Origin of the sequence: Glutamicibacter nicotianae, from assembly GCF_016907615.1 — a bacterium.
Lineage (GTDB): Bacteria > Actinomycetota > Actinomycetes > Actinomycetales > Micrococcaceae > Glutamicibacter > Glutamicibacter nicotianae.
In genome coordinates this window covers 3,090,609-3,112,797 of record NZ_JAFBCH010000001.1, presented here as the reverse complement: position 1 = coordinate 3,112,797, position 22,189 = coordinate 3,090,609, and the positions used below count along the sequence as shown (strand labels likewise).

Genomic DNA, 22,189 nt, shown 5'->3' with positions numbered 1-22,189 from the left:
CGCGAAACTGCGCGGACGGCGCCTCACTGACCCCTGACGGAAGGTGGCTCGGTACTTGTAGCCGACGCACGCACACCCCGCTGAAAGTTTGAAGGTAACCACCATGTCGCAAGACCTGAGGCAGGCATCGCCGCCTGCACGCTCCGAGAGCGGACTGCACGAAAAAGGACTGCCCAAGGGCACCGTGGGCGTATTGGGACTTGTCGTTATCGGCATCTCCTGCATCGCCCCGGCCTACACCCTCACCGCGGGGCTCGGCGCCACCGTGGCCGAAGTCGGCACCAGCCTGCCGGCGATCCTTCTGGCCGGATTCCTGCCGATGCTCCTGGTGGCCCTGGGCTACCGCGAGCTGAACAGCGCCATGCCGGATTCGGGCACCTCCTTCACCTGGGCGACACGTGCTTTCGGCCCGATGATCGGCTGGATGGGCGGCTGGGGCCTGATCGCCGCTACGGTGATTGTGCTCTCGAACCTGGCGGCCGTGGCCGTGGACTTCTTCTACATCCTCCTTGCCCAGCTCACCGGGCAGGATTGGATTGCTGAGCTGACTACCAACTTGTGGATCAACATTCCCACCACGCTGGTGTTCATTGCGGTGGCCGCCTGGATTTCCTATCGGGGCATGAATGCCACCAAGGTCTTCCAGTACGTGCTGGTCGGGTTCCAGGTCGCGGTGCTGCTGCTCTTCGCCATCATGGCGCTGACCTCCAGCCAGCCCAATGATCCGACGCCGATTACCTGGCAGATGTTCAACCCCGCCGGCATCGATACCTTCTCGGCCTTCGCCGCGGGCATCTCGCTGTCCATCTTCGTCTTCTGGGGCTGGGATGTCACCCTGACCATGAACGAGGAAACCACCGATCCGAAGAAGGTCCCCGGACGCGGCGCCACCTGGACCGTGCTGGTGATCATCGCGCTGTACCTGGCAGTGTCGCTCGGGGTGATCTATTGGGCAGGCGTGGGCACCACTGGCCTGGGTGCCGGCAATCCGGAGAACCAGGAATCGATTTTCGCGGTGCTGTCCGGTCCGATCATGGGCCCGCTGGCCATGCTGATGTCCCTGGCCATCCTGTCCTCCTCGGCCGCCTCGCTGCAGTCCACCATGGTCTCGCCGGCGCGCACCTTGCTGGCCATGGGATACTACAAGGCGCTGCCCTCCAGCTTCGCCAAGATCTCGGCGCGCTTCATGTCCCCGTCGGTGGCCACCTTCGCTGCCGCTGCGGCAGCTGCTGGCTTCTATGTGATCACCCGGCTGCTCTCGGAGAACGCGCTGTGGGATACCATCACCGCGCTGGGTCTGATGATCTGCTTCTACTACGGGCTGACCGCGTTGGCCTGCGTGTGGTACTTCCGCGGAGAACTGTTCGATAATGCCCGGAACTTCTTCTGCAAGTTCTTGGCGCCGTTGATCGGCGGCATTGTGCTGCTGGTGATGTTCTTTGCCACCGCCATTGAATCCATGAATCCGGAATACGGTTCGGGCTCCGAAATCGGGGGAGTGGGCATGGTGTTCATCCTCGGGGTCGGCGTGCTGCTGCTGGGCGTGGCCATCATGCTGTGGATGCGCCTGCGCGACCCCGCATTCTTCAAGGGCGAAACCATCAAGACCCGCAAGCTGCTGAAGTAGCACAAGAGCCGCAAACCCAATGGCCCGCCCATGAGCAGATCATGGGCCGGTCATTGGGCTTGCTGCTTGAGGGCAGCAAACTACCGCAGTTCTAGGTTCCGCGAGCTCAGGCCAGCAACGGGACTAGACGTTGGATTTGGCCCCGGCCATGTGCATGGCTACTCCGATGGCTGCCAGCACGGCGCCAAACGGGGTGAGCGCGTTACTGATCAATGCGTTAATGAAACTCAGCGGGACGCTGGCCAATAGGGTTCCGCCATAGCCGGAATTCAGGCCCCATGACATCAAGGCCGGAATGAAGCTGCTGAGGAGAACACCAATCAGCATCACGACCACGCCGGTGACAATGATCTTCTTATGAGCTGCGATCATCTTTTCCTCCTGTTGCCGTGGGCTGAGTAGTCATAACCGTAGCCACATCCACAGCTTTTAGCCATAGCGGCAGGACAACGATGCTGCGTAATGGGGCGCGGCACGGCACTTTTCGCAACCTTTCCGTTGAAAGGCCACCAACCTGCGGGTCAATGGTTCAATAGGTTCATGGCTAACTCGGTACTTTTCATCTGCTCCCGCAATGCCGGCAAATCGCAAATGGCCGCCGCATTGATGGACTACATTTCTGAGGGGAAGGTGACCAGCTACTCGGCTGGAACCAACCCAGGTTCGGGCATCAACCAGGAAGCGGTTGAATCGCTCTCGCAGGCCGGCGCCGACATGTCTCAGGGCACGCCCAAGGCCATTGATCCGCGCGTTGTCGAGCAAGTCGACCGCGTGGTGATCCTTGGAACCGACGCGAATCCGCAGTTCGATCCGTCGATTAAGACCGAACGCTGGGTCACCTATGAACCCAGCGAAGACGGCATCACCGGTGCGGAACGGATGAACATGATCCGCGATGAGATCGCCGACCGCGTGCGTGAACTGTTCCACGAGCTGGAGCGGTAGAAATTACTGTTCTCGATGCTGCCCGTAAGACGACTCCGTGGTGGCTTCCCGGCGTGTGCCTGGTGCTTACCGGATGGTGCGCCAACCAGTACGTTTCGCTGATCAGCTGGTATCAGCAATTCCGCGAACTTAGCGAGTTCGAGGCGATGCTGGTCATGGGCAGCTACCTGGCAGGCATGATCCCTGCCTTGGCATTCGGCGGTCCCTGGGCCGACAGATATGGACGCAAGCCTTTTTCGCTGCTTGCCTTGGCCTGCTCGATTCTAGGATCCTTCGGGCTCATGTTCGGATCGCTTCAGGAGTCCGGCCTCTATGCGGGCCGTATCTTCACCGGCTTCGGCATGGGCTTGGCCATGGTCGCCATCACCAGCTGGGTGAAATTGCTCAGTCCCGGCGCCGCCGGTGCAACGCGCGCCGCGCTGTGCACATCGATGGGATTCGCCCTTGGCCCGGTCATTTCAGGGGCCATCGTCGGAGCCAGCGGTAGTCCGGAACTGGCGTATATCGTTCATGCCGCCACCGCTTTCGCCTGGCTGCTGCTGATGTTCACAACCCGTGAAGCTCCTGCGCTTGAACCAGCACGGCGCAGTTCGCGGGGTGAAGCGACCACCCCGGCAAACCTCCAGCGGTTCTACCGTGTTGTCCTGCCCGCAGCCCCATGGGTCTTCGGCATGGCAGCGACAGGCTTTGCGGTAGTCCCCGCGCTGAGCAGTGGTGCGGGCGAGTCCAGCCTGTTCTACACCACCTTGGCAGTCGCGGTCACCATGGGCATGGGCACAGTGATCCAGCCATTCGTCAAAAGATTCAACGACCTGGGCAAGATCAGGCTGATCATGGCTGGGCTGGCTACCTCGCTGGCGGCGCTGCTGTTGATGATCGCGGTGTCGCTCAGCGGTTCAGAAATTCTGGGAATCATTGCCTTCGCCGTGGCCGGTTCTGCCAATGGCATCTTGCTGGTTGCCGGGCTGAGCCAGGTCCTGGATCTTGCCGGCAGCGCGGACGTTGGCAAGCTCACCGGCAGGTTCTACATGTGCTGTTTCATCGGTTTCACTTTCCCGACATTCTTTGCACTCTGGCGGACGGTCGCGCACCCGGCGTTATTCATCTCGATGCTTGCTGTGCTCTGCGTGCTGTCAATGCTGCAGGTGCTCCGCTCGGCGAAATACCTGCCCGCTGCCAAGCTCCAGGAAGTGCCATCCAGCTCATAAAAACAAACGCCGTTGCCGGCGACCTTTCGGTGCCGGCAACGGTATTGGCGATTCTGCCCGTTACTCGCTTGGAATCAGTCCTTGCTCAGCTTCTTGAGCAGCTCGGTGGTGCGGAACGGGATGACATCGCGCAGGATCATCGAGGTCGAAGTGCGGGTTATGCCCGGGCACAAGCGGATCTCTTCGCTGACACGGTAGAGGTCATCCGGGTCGGTCGCGGCCACGCGAATCAAGAGGTCGGTATCGCCGGCAGGAGCGACGCACTCGAGAACTTCAGGGATCTGGCGCAGCGCGACGATGGCCTCATTCAAGCTGGCCTGGTTCAACTCGGCGCTCACGAAAGCGCTGACGCCTCGGCCCATGGCCGCTGGAAGGATTCGCGAGGTGTTCGGACGCAGGGCACCTGAATGAGCCAGTCGTTCCAAACGCGTCTGCACGGTGCCGCGGGCAAGTCCCAGCTGCTGGGCCAGCATCATGATGGGTACGCGCGGATCTGCATCGAGTGCCAGAAGGATACGCCGGTCGGTTTCATCGAGCTGATACGTATCCGAATTCATGTGGTGGTCTCCTGAGACAGGTTGTGTTGCGCGTGCGTAAGTGCCAACCTAGACTTTAGTCAATATGACCAGTGGATCCCAAATGTATTGCGCGGATTGGCTGATAGTGTTGCGCGCGACTCGGCTACTGCGGCCAATAGGGAGAACGGCCGGGCGGAATGCCATCTTTAATCCACAAATTCAGCAAGCTGGGATCAAATGGCCGCTAATAACAGTAACCTGTTGATATGAGGTTTTTGCGGTTGGAAGACGTGGCAGAGGAACTGAATGTGAAGCTGCCGCAGGTTCGCGCTCTGGTGAAAAGCGGCGAGCTGCCGGCCATTCAAATAGGCGGGCGCGGGATGTGGCGAGTGGAACGCGTCGCCTTGGAGAACTACATTCAGGAACGGTACGCGCAGGCCCGCGAGGATATTGCGAACGAAACCCAAAGCTGACCGCGCTGGCCGCGGCTGTTCCCGAGCGCATCGGGAACAGCCTCAGGCTAGTCGAGCTGGATAGTGCGTTCGGCAAAGATCTGCAACGCGTCGCGAACGAGTTCCGCATAACCGCCGTAGTTCTTCGCAAACCGCGGATCAGCCACATACATCTCGCCGAGATTGCAGATAAATGCCTTGCGCTGGGCCGGATCACCGGAATCCAGCGGGGTACCCTTGGTGCTCTGAAGCCAGCGCACATGGCGAGCGGCTAGTTCCTGGGCTTCGACGCTGCCTGCTGGGACGGAATTCTTGCCCGCCTCGATCCAGGCCTGGTTTATCATTTTGACTTCTTCCATGAATGCGCTTTGCTCGTCTCCTGATTTGGAGCGCCACCAGCGATTCGATGTTTCGTAGGCGTCGGCGCCCCAGCGTTCGGATACCTCGTGCTTGTACTGCTCGTTGAAGCCGTCAAAGCTCTTTTCTGGTTCCATTGCTCCTCCTGTAATTAGTGTTGAAATGCTGTGATCCAGGGCCGCGATTTGCCGGTCCAGCGCCTCACGTTGTCTGTGGAGCTGTTCCTTGTGGGTGCGCAGCGCGGCTAACTCATTGCGTTGCTCGTCCAGGATTTCAGCGATGGTTTCCAGCTTCATGCCCAACTGCTTCAGCAAGAGAATCCGCTGGAGCCGGACCAGCTGTCTGTCGGTATAGAAGCGATACCCGTTGGCGGCCACGTGATCAGGCTCCAGCAAGCCGATCTGGTCGTAGTGCCGCAAAGTGCGGCTGCTGACTCCAGCGGATTTCGAGACCTGTGCGATCGAGTGGCGGACTTGTTTCCGACGGCCAGTTGAATCGTTCATGGCTACCACGCTACTGGTTGACGATACGTCAAGGTCAAGTGCTTTGCTGGCAGGTTCAAACTGATTCTTGTGATTCAGCTCTCAGGGCAGATTGGCGAATAATCGCGATATATTTCTTGTCCAGTTGATCATATTGACTAATTGCATGCTTGCCTGTTGCACACGGTGATCTATGTGTTGTTCACTGAGAGTAGAGAAAGTTGAACGGGTTACCGCCGAATTCGACGAAGACCGCCTGATGACGTAAACCACCTGCATTTACGCATTCCAGGAGCAGTGGCCACCCACGCCAAGGCACGGTGAAAGCAGTAGTCCAGATGGCTCGTGGGCATTCCAGTTCGGTGGAATGCGCACGGGCCATCTGGCGTTCCCGGCACAGTTCCCGGTGCGGGAGTCTGCTGTCTGGAGCAACTTGGGGGAAACGCCTGCCGGGATTCGCGATGCTCCGCGCTGGCTCTGGAACAATGAGCGCGTAGGAACACTGAGGAGTAAGAGTGGGTTCAATGAGACGCATCTGGCACAACTGGTGGATGCAATTGGTCGCTGGATTGCTGATCACTGCGATCGTGGTGTTGCCGTGGTTGTGGATTGGGGAAGAAGACCGGTCGATTCTCCCGCATGCCAGCGACGACGCCCAAGGGCTGTTGGTAGTTTTCTCCGTCATAACCTTCTGGGGCAGCTGGTTTGCCCGGCGCATTGGGTATGGGCGTACAGCGTTCACCGTTGTGACATCCGTGGGCATGGTCCTGGGACTCTTGGGGCTCGGGTTCCAGGGCCTTCACGCGTTGGAGCCTGGGCTCGTGGGCGGGGAACTCTCCGCGGCATCGATTCGACATCTTTGGGTATTCGGGGGTCTGCTGCTGGTCAGCCAAGTCTGGTACTTCATGGCAACCAAATTGCGGCTGCCCATTGCAGTGCTTTTCTACGCGACGCTTACGGTGGGCGTCAGCTATTGGCTGCAGATCATCGCGTCGCTCGTCGCCGGCGCCCAGTCGTACTATGTCTACCTCTGGTATGCCGGGCCGCTGATCCTCGGCCTCATATTGGGCTTCGTCGGATTCTTGCGAATATTGAACCTGCTGATGTGGGTATTCGCGCTGGCGATCCAATGGGTCATGCCGGCCGTCGTGGAAAGCACCGCTCGAGTTATCGAATCGAAGGCAACAGGCTGGGATGCCATTGGTTCCTTCTGGAAAAAATTCGCCGGAAGCGTCCTGGACGTTCCGTGGCAGACTCCGCTTCTGGTCAGTTTGGCCACTGCCATGCTGACCAGCTTCGTGCTGCTGATCGTGCGCAAAGTTCGGCGACGCTAGGAAAATCTCTGCCATTGACGGTGCGGTCGATGAATAATTGGGTGATGTGATCCGTCGGTAAGGCAGCCTTGTGCGAACCATGACGGGGTACTGGCGCTAGCGAAGTATTGAAATTTGTTACGCACACCAAGAACAAGACCGAGGTGCGATGCGGGTCGCGCGCTGCAGTTGCGTTGGCAGCACACATCCCGACGGCAGCCTCCGTAGCCAGGGCGAGAATCTCTATACTGCGAACCAAGGTGTGAGACTCTGCAGTGCGAGAACGCGAACAGCGTCTTGATTCAGGCTTCGATCTTGGTAGAACCCGGCACGTCACGGTCCCCGGATGGATATCACTTTGTCGAGATGAACGCGTTGCTTCTACTTGCGGCTGTCGACGAGACGGGCATTAAAGCAAGGGGTGGCAAGTTTCACGAGACAGTTGGCTCCTGAAGCGAAAAAAGAGCATGCTGGTAGTTAATTCGACGTGGATTCAAAAGCACCGGAAGGCGGGAATTGCCTTGACTGAAGATATTATGGACGGACAATTTGAGCTGATTTCGTTGTCAGCGGCGGGCAATGCCGAGCGCAACCCAATCAAGCCAGGCAAGTATTCAGCCAAGAGAATTTTTGCCGGCGAGAAAGCGCAGATTACGGAGATAGCTTTCGACTCAAATGTTGAGCTGAAAGAGCACGTAGCGCGCACCCCGATCATCGTTTCTGTCATTGAAGGGGAAATCGAGTTCACGGTGGAAGGACGCAAGTTCCCGTTGGCTGTTGGGGGTAGCATCTTCGTTGAAGCCAACGTCCTTCACGCGGTGTACGCGCAGATCCCGGCGCGCATTACGGTGACCTTCCTCAGCGCATAGTATTAAAGTTGCAAGCTGAAGCTTTGCAGTCCGAAAATTCGGTTCTCTCATTCGCCATAGAATAAAGCCATGACTGAACTGCGCGATCGCGACCCCGGGGAATTGGTACAGCCCATCATCCTGCGAATCGACAAGGAGGATCCGTCGAGCGAGGATGAGGGCCTCTCGGCGGTGGCACGCGCAGCCGTGATTGCCTACCTGCAAAATCCGCAGAACCCGGATTGGCAGCAGTGGGCTTCGCAGGCATTCGCCAAGTCGGTGCGCCGGGCCAATCCAAAGATGTTCGCCAAGGTGCTGGAGATGTTCCCCGAGCAAATGGTCAGCGAAGTGGGCAAGGCGCAAGCTGTCGGGCTGCCACCATTGCCGGCCGCCGACTTGCCGAAGCTGATCGCCAAGCTCCAGGTCTCCGGCACGCAACTGCCAAAGGCCGACGAGGTTTTGAACGCGGAGATCAACATCGTGTTGAACAAGTCCTTGGACATGTCCACCGGCAAGGCAGCCGCGCAGGCGGCGCACGCGCTGTTCGCATGGCTGACCGAGGCCCCTGCGAAATCTGTGGAAGCGTGGCTTCAATCCCATGCGCCGGTAGGCATCAGGCACCTGCCGCGCAAGGATTTCGAGCAATTGTCTAAGCAGGCCGCCGGGCCGGTCATCCATGACGCAGGACGAACCGAAATCGAGCCGGGATCCGTCACGGCATTCGTCATGTCCAAGGCGAGCTAGTTTCTTCGAATTACAGCAGGGTGAAATCACTCTTGTTGTGTCATTAATTTTCTTGGCGATCGCAATATCGCCGTCGACAGCGGAATGCCTTGCGCTTCTGCTGACCGCAGGAAACGGCAGTTTGCCCTTGCTCGAAAGCACCCTCATTGAAATATTCGAATCGCGTCCTGGGCCTGCTGCTGACCCTGCTCCTGGCTTTTGGCACCGCAGCTGGTGCCAGCGCATCGATGCAGGCTCCGGCCGGCGTTGCCCAGCTTGCTGCAGCTCCTGCGGGGGTCGCCAAGCTGACTTCTGCCAACCTGAATCTGCGCACAGCGCCATCGGTCCACTCCGCGTCGCTGCTGGTCATTCCAAAGGGCGCCAAGGTTCTCGTCTCCGGGAGTTCCTCGGGATGGGTGCAAACTACCTACAAGATGAAGTCCGGCTGGGTCTCGGCGAAGTATCTGACCTCGCCCGCAGCGCCGGCGAAGCCCAAGAGCTCAGCCACCCGCTATCTGCTTTCCTTCCAGCCGGTCCGCAAGAAGGCGTCGTCCGTCTCTCCGGCCTTGGCCGGAGCCATGCGCAAAGCCAAGGTGCAGCGTCTTGGCGCAATTGGATCGTGGAGCCGGATCAAGATCGGAGAGGTCACCGGTTTCGTGCCTACAAGCCAGCTGTCCAGCTCACTGCCGGCACCCGTGTACCGGTATTCGAAAACTGCCCAGGTCTTGCGGAAGTCCACCTCGGCCAAAGCGGCACGCGTGGCAAGTGTTCCGGCGGGAGCCAAAGTCGAGTGGCTGCGCACCTCTGGCTCGTGGAGCTATGTAGTTACCGCCGGGAAACGCGGATGGCTCCCTGCCAAGCAACTGTCTACCCAGCCTGTAGCAACCCAAAAGACGATAGGGAACCGTTGGCTAGTCAGCAGCAGCGTCCTGCGCCGATCGAATCACAGCTCCTCGGCTTCCCTTGGACGCCTCGCGCCGGGCGAAAAAGTCGGCTTGTACACAACCAGGGGATCCTGGTCCCAGATCAAGTCCACCCGTGGCATCGGCTGGGTGCCAACCGCCATCCTGTCCAGCACCGCCTATAAGCCCACCAACCCGGCACCACGCTGGATCCTGTCCAGCACGGCCGTGCGCGCCAACGCTTCGGGTACCGCCAAATCCCTGGGGACCGTGGCAGCCGGATCCAAGCTCACCCTGCACGGAACATCGAACGGCTGGGCGAGGGTGAAAACCGCCAAGACAACTGGGTGGGTTCCATCCAGCGCACTGGTGGACAATGCCTACACGCCGCTGAAAGCTGCCAAGCGCTGGACGACTGCCAACGTGCACCTACGCTCCGGGTACTCCACCGGCTATAAATCGCTCGCGGTTATCTCCAAGGGGCAGCAGGTCAGCATCCTGGGAACGGCAAACGGCTGGTCACGCGTATCAACAACGAAGGGCACCGGATGGATCAGCAATGGCTATCTGGCAACCCGCAAACCCCAAGCGCCGCGACCGGCCCCGACGACCAAATACCGCTGGACCACTGCCAACGTCAATCTCAGGGCCGGCGCGGGAGTCAGCCACCTGAGCAAAGCCGTGCTGCCGGCCGGGCAGAAGGTCAGCTATCTGCGCAGCGAAGCCGGCTGGGCCGAAGTCTCCGCGACTCAAGGACGCGGTTGGGTCAGGGAAACCTACCTCTCCGAGAGCCAGCCGGGCGTCTTGCAACCCGACGCGCAACGGGTCATTGCAGCGCTGAAGGGGAGAACCGGCGATACGGTCAGCGCTATCCACACCATTCGAAGCGGTTCTTCCGGGCACAGCTCCGGAAAGGCCGTGGACCTGATGATCCGAGACTACAAGAACCAGGCGCGCGTCGCACAAGGCGATAAATTGGCCCAGTTCCTGCTGGACAACCGAATCCAGCTGGGGATCTACTACCTGATCTGGCAGGACCGGATCTGGCTTCCCACCACTGGCTGGACCCCGTATTCCGATTCCGGGAAGTACGGAAACCAGTTCACCGGCAACTGGAATGACACCACCCGGCACATGGATCACATCCATGTTGAGGTCTACGGCAATGCGGCCACGAAAGGGCCGCTGGACTACAGTGCGCTGAGTACCCGATAAACATCTTCTGTCCGGTGTTTCAGACGGAGAACCGCAGAAGGCATGGCGCGCTCGGGGCGCATCTGGTCAGCTGGAAGCATGGAGAATTTCGAGCCGCAACTGGCGGTTGACCGGGCACCTGCTATCTGGACCGGACGCAATGACGGTGCCGGCGAGCAGCATTTGAGATGGCACCAGCAGGTGAACCGCCAGCCTGCTGGCACCCCCGATGGTCGTAAGCCCGCGGCGTTGCTCGGCTTCGCCTCTGATGCGGGCGTGCTGCGCAACAAAGGCCGAGTCGGTGCCGCCCAGGGACCGCAGGCGCTGCGCGCCGCCCTGGGCTCGCTGGCCATTCACCAGCCGCGCCCGCTGGTAGATGCCGGCGATATCGAGGTGCTGGGTGACGAGCTCGAATCGGGGCAAAAGCGACTGGCGCAGTCGGTGAGCGCCTTGCTCGCTGGAGAAATGCTGCCAGTGGTGCTCGGCGGCGGCCACGAAACAGCCTACGGTTCATTCACCGGGCTGTTCGAGCATTTCTGGGACGAGCCGGGAACCCGGCTGGGCATCTTGAACCTTGACGCGCATTTCGATTTGCGCAGCGCACCGCGCCGGAGCAGCGGCACGCCGTTCTTGGATATCGCCCGGGATCTGCAGGCCGAAGGGCGCAATTTCAACTACGCGGTAGTGGGAATCAGCAAGCCGAACAACACAACGGTGCTCTTCGAACGGGCCCACAGCTTGGGGGTGCGCTACCTGCTTGACGAGCAGTGCACGGCAGGTCAATTACCTGCCGTCCTGGAATTCGTCGAGGACTTCCTGGCTGGCATCGACAAGCTGTATCTGACCATCGATCTCGATGTGCTGCCTGCGGCGGTGGCTCCGGGGGTCAGTGCCCCTGCCGGTTTCGGGGTGCCCCTGGAAGTGATCCACGGGCTTTGCGCAATGCTGGCGGGCAGCGGCAAATTGGCATTGATTGACGTGGTGGAACTGAACCCGGGATTGGATATTGACGGGCGTACCGCACGCACTGCCGCCCGTCTGGTCAATACCCTGCTGGGGGTCTGAGACAGCACCCACAGCGAAATCTGCCGACGCGAACTTGCAATATTCGACCCCTCGAACATTATGATTGAGAGGGGCGAACTAATCGCCAGTTCGAGAAGCGGAATGGTGTGCAATGGTGCAAACGGCGAAACGACGATCAGGGGCGGGGCAACGCGTAGGGTTTCTGGCCGCTGTTCTGTCCTGCCTGATCGCCCTCGCTGGCTGCGCGTCCAAGTCCAGCATTGAGCCCGCAGCCAGCCCGGACGACCGGCCGGTGGTGCTGACAACCTTCACGGTCCTGCAGGACATCGCCCAGAACGTCGCGGGCAAGCATTTGCGCGTCGAATCAATTACCCGACTCGGCGCAGAGATCCACGGATACGAGCCGACCCCGGATGACTTGCGCCGCGCCTCGCATGCCGACCTCATCCTCGATAACGGCTTGAACCTCGAAGCCTGGTTCCAGCAATTCGTCGAGGACAATGACGCCCCGCACGCCACCGCCAGCCGGGGGATCAAGCCGATCGATATCGTCCAGGAAGAAGGGGCCGGAAAGCCCAACCCGCATGCCTGGATGAGCCCGCTGAACGTCAAGATCTATGTGGACCGCATCGCAGAGGCCTTCAGCGAACTGGATCCGGCCAATGCGTCCAGCTATCGGGAGAACGCCAGGGCCTACCAGGCCAAGCTTCAAGATGTGCATGATGAGCTCGAGGCGGCGCTGGAGGAAATCCCCCAACGCCAGCGTGTGCTGGTGACCTGCGAGGGAGCCTTCAGCTACCTGGCGCGCGATGCCAACATGGCCGAAAAGTACCTGTGGGCGGTCAACGCGGAATCACAGGCCACGCCGCGCAAGGTCGCCGCGGCCATCGACTATGTCAGGGACAACGATGTTCCCGCGGTCTTCTGCGAATCCACGGTCTCCGATGCGGCCATGCAACGAGTCGTGGAATCCACCGATGCCGCCTACGGCGGAACACTCTATGTGGATTCGCTGTCCGAACCCGGCGGTCCGGTGCCCAGCTACCTGGACCTGATCACGCATGACACCAGAACCATTGCCCGTGCTTTGAAAGGCGAAACACCATGAACGGGAAGCCTGGCACCGCCCTGGCCATCGACGTGTCGGGCGCGACCGTCCACTACGGCCCCGTGCTGGCCCTGGACCACGCCTCATTGCAGCTGGGCCGCGGCCGGGTCTGCGGATTGGTCGGGATGAACGGCTCGGGCAAGTCGACGCTGTTCAAGACCATCATGGGGCAGGTCAAGCCCGACACCGGCAGCGTGCGCATCAACGGCACCGACCCGCTGCAAGCGCGGAAAAGCGGCCAGCTGGCCTACGTGCCGCAGAGCGAAGCGGTGGATTGGAGCTTCCCGATCTCGGTGCGCGAGGTCGTGATGACCGGACGCTACGGACAGATGGGGTGGACCAGACGCGCCAAGAAGCAGGACCATGCTGCCGTGGACGAGGCGCTCGAACGGGTGGAGCTGGCCAGCTTCGCAGATCGGCAAATCGGCCAGCTCTCCGGAGGGCAGAAGAAACGCGCATTCGTGGCCCGGTGCATCGCCCAGGGCGCCAGCATCATGCTGCTCGATGAGCCTTTTGCCGGCGTGGACAAGCGCAGCGAAGCGACTATCACCAAGCTCTTGCGAGAGGTAGCCGATGACGGCGGCAGCGTGCTGATCTCCACCCACGACCTGCATGCGCTGCCGGAACTGGCCGATGAAGCGGTGCTGCTGATGCGCAAGGTCCTGATGCACGGACATCCGGACGTGGTGCTCCAAGCGGAGAACCTGGCCCTGGCCTTTGGCCTGGATCCGATGAAACGAGGCGGGGAATGAACCTCATTGAATTGCTGGCCGAGCCCTTGGGGTACACCTTCATGGTGCGCGCCCTGCTGGTGACCATCATCGCCGCTGCCCTGTGTGCGGTGCTGTCCTGCTGGCTGGTGCTCATCGGCTGGTCGCTGATGGGCGACGCGGTCTCGCATGCCGTCCTGCCCGGGGTCGTGCTGGCCTACATCGCCGGCGCTCCCTTTGCCCTGGGCGCTCTGGTCTTCGGATTCCTCGCGGTGGCATTGATCGGGGGAGTGCGCGACACGACGAAGCTCAAGGAAGATGCGGCCATCGGCATCGTCTTCACCACGCTCTTCTCCATCGGGCTGGTGCTGATCTCGGTCACCCCGAGCCATGTGGATCTGAACCACATCATATTCGGCAACCTGTTGGGAGTCTCGGGCAGCGACCTGTGGCAGGTTCTGCTGCTTAGCGCGATCACGTTCGCGATCCTGGTGCTCAAGCGCAAGGACTTCACGCTCTATGCCTTCGACCAGACGCACGCGCATGCCTTGGGAATGAACCCGCGGCTGATCGGTGCCGTGCTCCTGGGGCTGTTGGCCATGACCTCCGTGGTGGCGCTGCAGGCCGTGGGCGTCATCCTGATCGTCGCCATGCTGATCATTCCCGGCGCCACGGCCTACCTGCTGACTGACCGTTTCGGGAAGATGCTGGTTATTGCACCGGTACTGGCAACCTGTGCCGGAATCCTGGGCGTCTACGTGAGCTATTACCTCGATGCATCAACCGGTGGAATGGTGGTGCTGGCCCAGGCAATGATCTTCGCAATCGCCTATCTCTTCAGCCCGAAGCAGGGGCTGATCGCCACCCGCCTGGCCCGCAAGGGACGGCGCAAAGCGCTGGCCGCCAGCCGCTGAGCGGCGGCTGGCCAGCACTCCTTCCCGACCCGCAGGCGCGGGCGTAGGTTGAGAGCCACGCGCGCAGGATCCTGACGCGCGTCCGTGCAGTGCTGCCAAGGTCCGCGTGACAGGCAGCCGGGTGCCGCGGTATTGGGAACGGCAGTCACGATGCGGCGGTCCTTGCGCCCGCCGGACCGTCCATCCGGGGAACCGGGTGCCAAGCGAGGGCAATCCCTCGCGAACGGTTCGTGACAAGTGACATTCCGATGACTGGCAAGGCAAGAACTCGCATTTACGCTGTGATCACCGCTGCCTGCGCGGCCTGGCTGGCACCGGCCGCCGCGCAGGCGGACCCGGAAGGGAGCATCAGCTATGTGAACCTGGGTGATTCCTGTTCGGCAGGCTTCGGATCGGGGGCCATCGTGCCCGGGCCGCTGCCCGGCTGCCTGCAAACCACCGGCCCCTCCCATGTCAGCCAGATTGCGGCGCTGCCCGGGGTGGACCTGGGCATCAACGCGGCCTGCGCCGGGTTCACCGCCGAACAGGTGGGGATGGCGGCCGCCGCGCTGGCCGTCCCGCTGTCCACCGCCGACCTGGTGACGCTGACCCTGGGCGGCAACGACCTTCCCCGGGGGCAAGCAGTAGCCGCGTGCAGCACACAAGGCAGTGACTCTGGCTGCGACCAGGCGACAGCCGCCTTGGCGGCGGCCATCGGGTCCGTCGAACCACGGGTCCACCGGACCCTGGAACGAATCGACTTGCTGAGCCCGGCAACCATCCTGGTAGCCGGATATCCACGCCTGTTCACCTCGTCCACCGGCGACCAGCCGCTGATCAGTGCCGCACATGCCCGGATGCTGAACCGCCTGGGCGATGAGCTGAACCGGGAGATTCGCGCGGCCACCCGCGGCACCAGTGCCAAATTCGTTCCGGTGCTCGGGGCATTCAACAACCACGGGGTCGGGGCGAGGGAGTAGTGGATCTACTTCAATCCGGCCAACCCGGTCGACCCCTTTAACCTCCACCCGACCAGCACCGGATACAGCCAGGGAAATTTTCCGGCACTGGCGCACCGCATCGACCTCGGGGAATTGGCCGGCTGAGCGGAGCGCAGCGGCGCAAGGCGCTGGCGGGCCGGGCGTGGGAGAACTGCAGAAGGCCCCACGCGTGGACGTGAATCCACCCATGGGGCCTGCGCGAGTGCTGCTGAATGTGCGGGCTAGGTGAGAACCGGCAGACGGCAGCTAAATCCGCCAGCGCAGTTTGCCGTTGGCATCGGTTTTGCAGGTGTAGTACTTGCCGGCCTTGGACTTGCCGCGCTTTCCCTGATCCGACTTCTTGCAGTAGGCGCCAGGATGCACGGTGCCCTTGACCACGGAAGGAGCCTTCTTTGCGTCCTTCTTCGGCGAGGCCTTGGGCTTGGACCCGGCAGGCTTGATCGGGGTGACCTTCGCGGCCTTCTGGTTGCGGCACGTCTTCAGCACCTTGGACATGGCATTCTTCTCGGCTTTGGTCACCGACAGCGCGTACTTCTTCTTGACGCTGATCTGGGTTGCCACATACTGGCACCGGAAGGACTTGTTCTTCGGGAGCCATTCGGCGGTGTTCTTGTCGCCCTTCTGGCGATTTGCCGAGGCGCTGGACGCCATCAAGTTCAGCGGGTCATTGGCCAGGGCCTGGCGCTGGGCCTGCGACAGCTTCTGGCCGCCGGAGATCCACGCGTTCTTCAGGGAGACCACGTGGTCGATGTCGACGCTGCCTGACTTGACCTTCCAGTTGATCTTCTTGCCGGTGTAGCTGTCATGCAAGGTGCCCGAAGCCACGGTGCACTTCTTGCGGTCCTTGAACTTCACCTTGGACATGTCCCGGGACAATGTGTCCTGGCGCTCGTCGCACTTGTCCTTGTCGAAGTCCTTCCAGCCATTGCCGAATTTCTTGTTCCGGTTGTATCCAGTGACGGCCGCCTTGCCCTTCACCGGCAGGGTCGCCAGCATTGCGGTGGCTTTGGGGCCATTGAGCTTCGCCCCGGGCTTGACCTTCTTGCTGCTGGTGGCAACCCGTTCCACCTGCAACGGCTGGTCTGCTGACAACAGGTTGTCGGCCTGTGCGATTTGATTGTTCTGAAGAGCAGGAGGATCTGCCGGTGCGCTGCAGCAAGCAAGCACCAATACTGCGGCGCAGAGCGCAGCGAAAAGTTTTCTAGGCAAGGCGGAGTCTTTCACATGAAACGCGAAGTGATGGATGGCCAAGAATGCTGCAATGCACCCCCCATGTAAAACTTGTACATTGCAGTATCCCGGGCTAGTCAACACTGTATTCCATGAAACGGACAAATTATCTGTTGGTGCTGAAAGGTGACGATGCCGCCAGGTCAATGACTAGATGGCATGGGGCGTAAAAAGGCTACTCGGAGGAACGCGAGACCCACACCGCGGCAGCCGCACGCGATCCTAAGCGCAAGGTTTCCCCAGTCGCGCAGACCTGGACATTCACCGTCTCGGAGAACTGCTCTCCGGGCGTTACCTGCAGACGTGCGCCGACAACGATCCGATGATCGGAGAAATACTGCAACAGCTGCGAATCATCATCGGCAATGCGCTCGACCTCCACCCGGGCGTCATCGACGGCTTCGCTCAAATTGAAAGCCTGCGGAATGGAAATGCGGCCTTCGGCGGTCGGGATGGGGTCGCCATGCGGATCGCGGGTGGGGTGCTCGAGCAGGCTGTCGATGCGTTCGATCATGAAGTCGGAGACGGCATGTTCCAGGCTCTCGGCCTCTTCATGCACCTGGTCCCAGCGGTAGCCCAGCATCTGCACAAGGAAAGTTTCGATCAGGCGGTGGCGGCGGACCATGGTCAGCGCATACTCGCGTCCCAGCTCGGTGAGCGTCACGGCTCCATAGGGCGCATGGTCGAGCAGGCCCTGCTGGCGCAATTTGCTCAAGGCGCCGGACACCGTGGAGAGCTTCATTCCCGACTTGCTGGCAATGATGCTCGTGGTGACCGGATCGCTGGACCACTCGGTCAGGCCGAAAATGATCTTGAGGTAATTCTGCGCGCTATCTGAAAGCTGGTTGACCGACACAAACACTATCTTAGCGACCGCCGCGCCTGCTGGCTCGAAGTGACTTTGGTTATGGGAGGTTTTGCTTTGAAACCACGAGGCAACTAAAAGCAACTAGTCACCAACTTGAAAAATATAGTCTCTGGGTAGGGATTATTGGTAGGCCAGTGCAGTGTATTGACTTAATTTTCTTTGTGAGGAAAACTGTGTAATCGATTCCATGGAATCGATTGCACAATAAGCAAAGGGGCTTATCGCCATGAACGCTGTCACCATCAAAGATGTGGCACTTGCAGCCGGAGTATCCTCCGCCACTGCCTCGCGGGTGCTCTCAGGCCACCCCGCCACCTCGGCAGCTTCCCGGGAAAAGGTGGCAGCCGTTGCCAAGGAACTGGGATTCGTTCCCAACGCCCAGGCCCGCTCCCTGCGCTCCACCAAAACCGACACCATCGCGCTACTGATCTCCGATGTGCGCAACCCCTACTTCTCCGACCTTGCCCACGCTGTCGAGCAGCAGGCGCACGCCGCGGGAATGATGACCTTCATCGGCAACGCCAACGAGGACACCGAGCAGCAGGACCAATTCCTCGCAGCGATGCTCTCGCGCCGCGTCGACGGTCTGATTGTCGTGCCCCAGGGCCTCGACGAAGATGCCGACCGGCCCAGCCCGATGATGCAGCGCATCATCGCCTCGGGAACCCCCCTGGTCTTCGTGGACCGGACCCTTCCAGAGCAGCGCATCCCATCGATCACCGCCTCCAGCACCGGCGCCCTGGAAGAAGTCATCGCCCAGCTGAAGCACCTGGGCCACACCAGCATCGCCTTCCTCGGCGGCCCGGATCACGCCTCCACCGCTCGCGAACGCCACAGCGCCTTCGATTCGGCGATGGCGGCCAACGGCTTGAGCATCAATCCCGCCCTGCATTTCGCCGGCGACTTCCGTGCCGCCTCCGGCGCGGATGGCGCCCGCTGGCTGCTGGAGCATGAACTGCAGCCAACTGCGGTGGTCATCGCCGATGCGCCGATGGCCATTGGCGCACTAACCGTGTGGCGCGAAGCCGGCATTCGGGTTGGAAAGCAGCTTTCGGTGATCGCCTTCGACGAGGTGGACGCGATGCTCATGCACGATCCACCGATTGCCACGATCAGCCACGACCTGACCAGCATGGGCCGCGCCGCGGTCACCGCGCTGCAGGAAGTGATGGCCGGCAAGAGCCCGCAACCCCAAGAATTCATCAGCCGATTCACCGCTCGTGAGTCGCTGGCCCCAACGCAAGCAGCCACCGGCGCATAGGTGAGGATGGAAGGAACGAGAATGGGTAATGACGCTCTGCTGGTCCTGGACAAGGTCTGCAAGTCCTTCGGCCCGGTACAGGTGATCGACGAGGTCACAGTCGAGGTGCACGCGGGCAAGGTCTCCGTGCTGCTCGGCGAGAACGGCGCAGGCAAGTCCACGCTGATCAAGATGATCGCCGGCGTGCACGAGCCGGATGCCGGCCAGATCCTGATGGACGGCAAGGCCGTGAAGATCCCCAACACCAAGGCCTCCGAAGCCCTGGGCATCGCTACCATCCACCAGGAACTGAACCTGGTGCCGTCGATGACCATTGCCGAGAACATCACCCTGGGCCGCGTGCCGCGCAAGTTCGGCATCATCAACCGCCGCGCCATGCGCCAGATCGCCCGCGACGCGATGGACAAGCTCGGGCTGAAGCTGGATGTGGATACGCCGGTGGGCGAGCTGGGCCTGGCCCAGCAGCAGCTGGTGGAAATCGCCAAGGCCCTGAGCCTGGACGCCCGCGTGCTGATCCTCGACGAGCCCACCGCGGCCTTGACCAAATCTGAAATTGCGCACCTGTTCTCGGTGGTCAACACGTTGAAGGCGCAGGGAGTCGGCATGGTGTTCATCAGCCACCACCTCGATGAGATCGCCGAAATCGGCGACTTCGTGAACGTGCTGCGCGATGGCAAGTTCATCGCCACCGTCCCGGCCGACACCGAGGAGAACGAACTGGTCAGGCTCATGGTCGGCCGCGACATCGACGCCCAATTCCCGCGCGTGGCCACCGAGCCGGGAGAGCAGCCGCTGCTGAGCGTGAAGAACCTGTCCGACGGCATGCTCAAGGACATCTCGCTGGAGGTCCGCCCCGGCGAAGTAGTGGCCCTGGCCGGCCTGATGGGTGCCGGGCGCACCGAGCTGATCCGCGCGATCGCCGGAGCGGACAAGTACTCCAGCGGCAGCGTGGCGGTGAACGGCAAGAAGCTGGCCAGCTTCGACGTCGCGGCAGCCACCCGCGCCGGCATCGGCCATGTGCCCGAGGACCGCAAGACCCAGGGCCTGGTGCTGGATGCCTCGGTGGCCGAGAACATCGGCTACGCCACGATGGCTTCCACCGCCAAGAGCGGCCTGGTCGACCGCAAGGGCCAGAATGCCCGCGCGCAGCAGGTCGCCGAACGCCTGCGCATCCGCATGGGCAGCATCGACCAGCCCATCCGCTCGCTCTCGGGAGGCAACCAGCAGAAGGCGGTCTTCGGCCGCTGGTTCACCGCAGGAGCCAAGGTGCTGCTGCTCGACGAGCCGACCCGCGGCGTGGACGTGGGCGCGAAGGTCGAAATCTATGAACTGATCAATGAGATCACCGCCTCCGGAGGCTGCGTCTTGATGGCCTCCAGCGAACTGCCCGAAGTGCTGGGCATGTCCGACCGCGTCCTGGTGATGAGCCAGGGACGCATCGCCGGGGAACTGGCTACCGAAGAAGCCACCCAGGACGCCATCATGTCCCTGGCCGTCAGCAATGTGCACCGCGAAGAAGAAATAGGAACCAAGTAATGAGCAGCGTAGCTACAGCCCCGAAGAAGGGGTTCGACTTCAAGGCATTCCTTGCCAATAACGGAGCCTTGGTGGGCCTGGTCATCCTGTGCCTGGCCCTGTTCATCGCCACCCCGCGCTTCTTGACCGGGCCGAACCTGCTGAACATCGGCATCCAGGTCTCCACCATCGCGGTGATGGCCTTCGGCATGACCTTCGTGATCGTCGCTGCCGGCATCGACCTGTCCGTCGGCTCTGTGGCCGCGCTCTCGGCGATGGGCTCCTCCTACGCGATCACCACCGCCGGGCTGCCCGACGGGCTGTCCATCCCGATCGGACTGGCCGTGGGCGCGCTGTGCGGCTGGGTCACCGGCGCGATGAGCGCCTACGGCAAGCTGCCCACCTTCATCGCCTCGCTGGCGATGCTCACCGTGGTGCGCGGGCTGACCTTGGTGATCTCCGACGGCCGTCCGATCTCCACCAGCTCCTCGGTATCCTGGTTGGGCGATGACCTCGGCCCGATCCCGATGCCGATCGTGATCCTCGTGGTTTCCGGCCTGCTTGCAGCCTTCGTGCTCAACCGCACCGTCATCGGCAAGAACGCCTTCGCAGTCGGCGGCAACACCGAAGCCGCACGCCTCTCCGGCATCCCGGTCAAGCGCGTGCTGGTCACCGTATTCGTGATTTCCGGCGTGTTCGCCGCGCTGTCGGGCATGATCCTGGCCGGACGCCTGGACTCGGCCCAGCCGACCTTGGCCTCCGGCTACGAGCTGGATGCCATCGCCGCAGTGGTGATTGGCGGCGCCTCGCTCTCCGGCGGCGTCGGCCGCATCTCCGGCACGCTGATCGGTGCGCTGGTGCTGGCAGTGATCCGCAACGGCCTGAACCTGCTCTCGGTCTCCGCGTTCTGGCAGCAGGTAGTCATCGGCGCCGTGATCGCGATCGCCGTCGGCTTCGACGTGCTGCGCCGCAAGAACGTCAAGCACTAGATTTTCCACCCCGAATCCAATAATCCAACAGCAGTTCAAAGGAGAACCCCCATGAAGAACATCGTGCGCAAGACCGCAGCCGTCACCGTCGGCCTGGTCCTGGTGCTGGGCACCGCCGCCTGCAACCGCGGCGCCGAAGCCGAAGCCGGCTCGGCCACCTTGGCAGTGTCCACCCTGAACAACCCGTTCTTCGTCGACCTGCGCGATGGCGCCGAAGCCGAGGCCGAAGCCCAGGGCATCGACCTGTCGGTGGTCGACGCGCAGAACGACTCCGCAACCCAGGCCAACCAGCTGGCCACCGCCGCAACCAACGGTTCCGCCGGCCTGATCATCAACGCCGTGGACACCGAAACCGCCGAAGCCGGCCTGGCCCCGGTTGTCGAGGCCGGCCTGCCAATCGTTGCCGTGGACCGCGCCGTAGGCGACACCAAGATCGCTTCCTTCGTGGCGTCGGACAACGTGGCCGGCGGCGAGCAGGCAGCCAAGGCGCTGGCCGAGTCGCTGGACGGCAAGGGCAAGATCATCGTGCTCGAAGGCGTTCCCGGCGCTTCGGCAACCAACGAGCGCGGCGAAGGGTTCGACAAGGGCCTGGCTGAGTACAAGGACATCGAGGTCGTCTCCTCGCAGACCGCCAACTTCGACCGTGCCGAGGCATTGGACGTGGTCACCAACCTGATGCAGGCCAACCCGGATGCCACCGGCATCCTGGCGATGAACGACGAAATGGCTTTGGGCGCCATCCAGGCGCTGGGCGACAAGGCCGGCAAGGACGTCAAGGTAGTCGGCTTCGACGGCACCGAAGATGGCTTCAAGGCCGTCGAGGACGGCACCCTGGTTGCCACCATCGCGCAGAACCCTGCCGAGCTGGGCAAGCAGTCGGTGCAGATCCTGGCCAAGGCCATCAAGGGCGAGGAAGTCGAAGCCAACGTGCAGGTTGCCGTTGACACCGTCGACGAGAAGAACATCGCCGAGTACGCAGGCGAGTAATCTGCTGTCTAGCAGGAATCAAGCAGGACACC

22 protein-coding genes are annotated in these 22,189 nt (G+C 61.7%); 17 read left to right on the top strand and 5 right to left on the bottom strand.

Features of this window, described 5'->3' with window-relative positions; genetic code table 11:
• The first annotated feature begins 103 nt into the window (after window positions 1-103).
• Window positions 104-1,627 (top strand): APC family permease, encoded by a 1,524-nt coding sequence (locus tag JOE62_RS14855; RefSeq protein WP_204722953.1) that lies wholly within the window; start codon window positions 104-106, stop codon window positions 1,625-1,627.
• 123 nt (window positions 1,628-1,750) lie between these two features.
• Here JOE62_RS14855 and JOE62_RS14850 read toward each other — a convergent pair whose 3' ends face one another.
• The gene (locus JOE62_RS14850) at window positions 1,751-1,999 is read right to left on the bottom strand and encodes a hypothetical protein (protein ID WP_204722952.1); all 249 of its coding nucleotides are present in this window, start codon (window positions 1,997-1,999) and stop codon (window positions 1,751-1,753) included.
• A 168-nt stretch (window positions 2,000-2,167) separates the two neighbouring features.
• Here JOE62_RS14850 and JOE62_RS14845 point away from each other — a divergent pair, with 168 nt between their 5' ends.
• Window positions 2,168-2,572, top strand: coding sequence for an arsenate-mycothiol transferase ArsC (locus tag JOE62_RS14845; protein WP_038993337.1), 405 nt, complete (start codon window positions 2,168-2,170; stop codon window positions 2,570-2,572).
• Between the two features lie 53 nt (window positions 2,573-2,625).
• Entirely contained in the window at window positions 2,626-3,780 is a 1,155-nt protein-coding gene (locus JOE62_RS14840; RefSeq protein ID WP_204722951.1) for an MFS transporter, read from the top strand.
• 74 nt (window positions 3,781-3,854) lie between these two features.
• Here the strand turns inward: JOE62_RS14840 and JOE62_RS14835 are convergent, their stop codons facing one another.
• Window positions 3,855-4,337: an Lrp/AsnC family transcriptional regulator gene (locus JOE62_RS14835; protein WP_204722950.1), complete on the bottom strand. Its 483-nt coding sequence runs from the start codon at window positions 4,335-4,337 to the stop codon at window positions 3,855-3,857.
• A gap of 227 nt (window positions 4,338-4,564) precedes the next feature.
• Here JOE62_RS14835 and JOE62_RS14830 point away from each other — a divergent pair, with 227 nt between their 5' ends.
• Window positions 4,565-4,771, top strand: a complete 207-nt coding sequence (locus tag JOE62_RS14830; RefSeq protein ID WP_128469195.1) for a helix-turn-helix domain-containing protein — start codon at window positions 4,565-4,567, stop codon at window positions 4,769-4,771.
• A 47-nt stretch (window positions 4,772-4,818) separates the two neighbouring features.
• On the opposite strand, the gene JOE62_RS14825 is transcribed toward JOE62_RS14830, so the two are convergent.
• The gene (locus tag JOE62_RS14825) at window positions 4,819-5,610 is read right to left on the bottom strand and encodes a MerR family transcriptional regulator (protein WP_204722949.1); all 792 of its coding nucleotides are present in this window, start codon (window positions 5,608-5,610) and stop codon (window positions 4,819-4,821) included.
• 503 nt (window positions 5,611-6,113) lie between these two features.
• Here JOE62_RS14825 and JOE62_RS14820 point away from each other — a divergent pair.
• The 9 genes from JOE62_RS14820 (at window position 6,114) to JOE62_RS14780 (ending at window position 15,286) form a co-directional block, all read left to right on the top strand.
• The gene (locus JOE62_RS14820; RefSeq protein WP_204722948.1) at window positions 6,114-6,923 is read left to right on the top strand and encodes a hypothetical protein; all 810 of its coding nucleotides are present in this window, start codon (window positions 6,114-6,116) and stop codon (window positions 6,921-6,923) included.
• 500 nt (window positions 6,924-7,423) lie between these two features.
• Complete coding sequence (locus tag JOE62_RS14815; protein WP_204722947.1) at window positions 7,424-7,771, top strand: cupin domain-containing protein; 348 nt, start codon at window positions 7,424-7,426, stop codon at window positions 7,769-7,771.
• 69 nt (window positions 7,772-7,840) lie between these two features.
• Window positions 7,841-8,494 carry a peptidyl-tRNA hydrolase gene (locus JOE62_RS14810; protein WP_204722946.1) on the top strand — a complete coding sequence of 218 codons (654 nt, stop codon included), beginning with the start codon at window positions 7,841-7,843 and terminating at the stop codon, window positions 8,492-8,494.
• Between the two features lie 146 nt (window positions 8,495-8,640).
• On the top strand, window positions 8,641-10,590 hold the full coding sequence (locus JOE62_RS14805) for an SH3 domain-containing protein (RefSeq protein ID WP_204722945.1): 1,950 nt from the start codon (window positions 8,641-8,643) through the stop codon (window positions 10,588-10,590).
• 78 nt (window positions 10,591-10,668) lie between these two features.
• A complete protein-coding gene (gene hutG / locus JOE62_RS14800; RefSeq protein WP_204722944.1) occupies window positions 10,669-11,634 on the top strand; it encodes a formimidoylglutamase in 966 nt (321 codons plus the stop codon).
• A 112-nt stretch (window positions 11,635-11,746) separates the two neighbouring features.
• A complete protein-coding gene (locus tag JOE62_RS14795) occupies window positions 11,747-12,703 on the top strand; it encodes a metal ABC transporter substrate-binding protein (RefSeq protein ID WP_204722943.1) in 957 nt (318 codons plus the stop codon).
• Window positions 12,700-13,455, top strand: coding sequence for a metal ABC transporter ATP-binding protein (locus JOE62_RS14790; protein WP_204722942.1), 756 nt, complete (start codon window positions 12,700-12,702; stop codon window positions 13,453-13,455). Before JOE62_RS14795 ends, JOE62_RS14790 begins: the two co-directional genes overlap by 4 nt.
• Window positions 13,452-14,327, top strand: coding sequence for a metal ABC transporter permease (locus JOE62_RS14785; protein ID WP_204722941.1), 876 nt, complete (start codon window positions 13,452-13,454; stop codon window positions 14,325-14,327). The genes JOE62_RS14790 and JOE62_RS14785 overlap by 4 nt, the downstream gene beginning before the upstream one ends.
• 230 nt (window positions 14,328-14,557) lie before the next feature.
• Window positions 14,558-15,286 (top strand): GDSL-type esterase/lipase family protein, encoded by a 729-nt coding sequence (locus JOE62_RS14780; protein ID WP_204722940.1) that lies wholly within the window; start codon window positions 14,558-14,560, stop codon window positions 15,284-15,286.
• 267 nt (window positions 15,287-15,553) lie between these two features.
• On the opposite strand, the gene JOE62_RS14775 is transcribed toward JOE62_RS14780, so the two are convergent.
• Window positions 15,554-16,399, bottom strand: coding sequence for an HNH endonuclease family protein (locus JOE62_RS14775; RefSeq protein ID WP_239543411.1), 846 nt, complete (start codon window positions 16,397-16,399; stop codon window positions 15,554-15,556).
• A 313-nt stretch (window positions 16,400-16,712) separates the two neighbouring features.
• Complete coding sequence (locus JOE62_RS14770; RefSeq protein WP_204722938.1) at window positions 16,713-17,393, bottom strand: iron dependent repressor, metal binding and dimerization domain protein; 681 nt, start codon at window positions 17,391-17,393, stop codon at window positions 16,713-16,715.
• Between the two features lie 238 nt (window positions 17,394-17,631).
• Between JOE62_RS14770 and JOE62_RS14765 the strand changes: the two genes are divergently transcribed.
• The 4 genes from JOE62_RS14765 to JOE62_RS14750 are packed head-to-tail and all read left to right on the top strand — an operon-like array spanning window position 17,632 to window position 22,157.
• Complete coding sequence (locus JOE62_RS14765) at window positions 17,632-18,666, top strand: LacI family DNA-binding transcriptional regulator (protein WP_204722937.1); 1,035 nt, start codon at window positions 17,632-17,634, stop codon at window positions 18,664-18,666.
• 21 nt (window positions 18,667-18,687) lie between these two features.
• A complete protein-coding gene (locus JOE62_RS14760) occupies window positions 18,688-20,202 on the top strand; it encodes a sugar ABC transporter ATP-binding protein (protein WP_204722936.1) in 1,515 nt (504 codons plus the stop codon).
• On the top strand, window positions 20,202-21,170 hold the full coding sequence (locus JOE62_RS14755; protein ID WP_038990903.1) for an ABC transporter permease: 969 nt from the start codon (window positions 20,202-20,204) through the stop codon (window positions 21,168-21,170). Before JOE62_RS14760 ends, JOE62_RS14755 begins: the two co-directional genes overlap by 1 nt.
• A 51-nt stretch (window positions 21,171-21,221) precedes the next feature.
• Window positions 21,222-22,157, top strand: a complete 936-nt coding sequence (locus JOE62_RS14750; RefSeq protein WP_204722935.1) for a substrate-binding domain-containing protein — start codon at window positions 21,222-21,224, stop codon at window positions 22,155-22,157.
• Window positions 22,158-22,189: the final 32 nt, after the last annotated feature.